This is a genomic window from Streptomyces sp. NPDC046335, assembly GCF_055587985.1.
Genome location: NZ_JBVJFF010000060.1, coordinates 1 through 1,165, shown reverse-complemented (window position 1 = coordinate 1,165; position 1,165 = coordinate 1). Strand labels below are relative to the sequence as shown.

Below are 1,165 nucleotides of genomic sequence, written 5' to 3'. Positions count from 1 at the left end.
GCTAGAGATCTTTAAGGGTGTGGGTTACGTGGGGTCGTGACGGCAGTCGTGGGCCGCGCTATGCCGGAGAAATGAGGTATCCCGATGGTGGTGGGCTGAGCGTGGAGGAACGGGCTCGGCGTGAGCGGATCCGGTTGGCGGCCGCCGATCTGATCGAGGCCGGGGCCAGTGACCGGGAGGTGGCCCGGCGGTTCAGAGTGACCCGGATGTCGGCGAACCGCTGGCGGCGAGCGTTGGCTGCGGGCGGCCGAACGGCGCTGGTCTCCAAGGGCCCCGGTGGTGCTCGGTGCAAGCTCGACGGGGAGCAATTGCGTGTGCTGGAGACGGTGTTGGACGCGGGTCCGGCCGCTTCCGGCTGGCTCGATCAGTGCTGGACTCTGGCCCGGATCGCCGAGATCGTGCGCCGCCGGTTCGGGATGGACTACACCCTGGCCGGGCTGGACCTGCTGCTGCACCGCATCGGCTGGAGTGTGCAGGTCCCGGCCCGCAAAGCCACCGAGCGCGACGAGGCGAAGATCGCCGACTGGAAGGACGAGCAGTGGCCCGTCATAAAAAGAGGGCGGCGGACCTGGGCGCCTGGCTCTGCTTCGAGGACGAAGCCGGCCAGGGCCTGAGGCCGCCCAAGGGCCGCACCTGGGGCCGACGAGGCCGCACACCCGTCGTGCGGGTCACCGCGCAGGGCACCAAACGCGTCTCGATGGCGGCGCTGATCTGCACCAAGCCCGGCCACCGACCCCGGTTGATCTACCGCCTCCACCTCGACCACGGACCCGCCAAAGGCCGGCGCAAGGGCTTCACCGAGACCGACTACGCCCGCCTCCTCGACGCCGCACACCAGCAGCTCGGCGGCCCCGTCGTCCTGGTGTGGGACAACTTGAACACCCACGTCAGCCGCACCATGCGACAGCTGATCGGCGCCCGATTATGGCTGACCGTCTACCAACTTCCGCCTTACACTCCCGAGTTCAACCCGGTCGAGGGTGTGTGGGCGCACCTCAAGAGGTCGCTGGCCAACCTCGCCAAACATAGCCTCGACCAGCTCACCGCGCTGGTGAAGACCCGGCTCAAACGGATGCAGTACCGACCCGGCCTCATCGACGGCCTCATCGCCAAAACCGGCCTCGACCTCCAGCCGCCGTAACCCCAGCCATTGAAGATCTCTAGA

General features: G+C 68.0%; 1 protein-coding gene. It reads left to right on the top strand.

What is annotated here, in order from left to right; all coding sequences use genetic code 11:
• Positions 1 to 71 precede the first annotated feature (71 nt).
• Positions 72 to 1,141, top strand: a protein-coding gene (locus tag ACZ6JY_RS40840; RefSeq protein WP_469204669.1) for an IS630 family transposase whose coding sequence is annotated in 2 segments (ribosomal slippage) — positions 72 to 558 and positions 558 to 1,141 — 1,071 coding nt in all. Because the reading frame shifts where the segments join, the coding sequence is not laid out codon by codon here.
• The last annotated feature ends 24 nt before the right edge of the window (positions 1,142 to 1,165 follow it).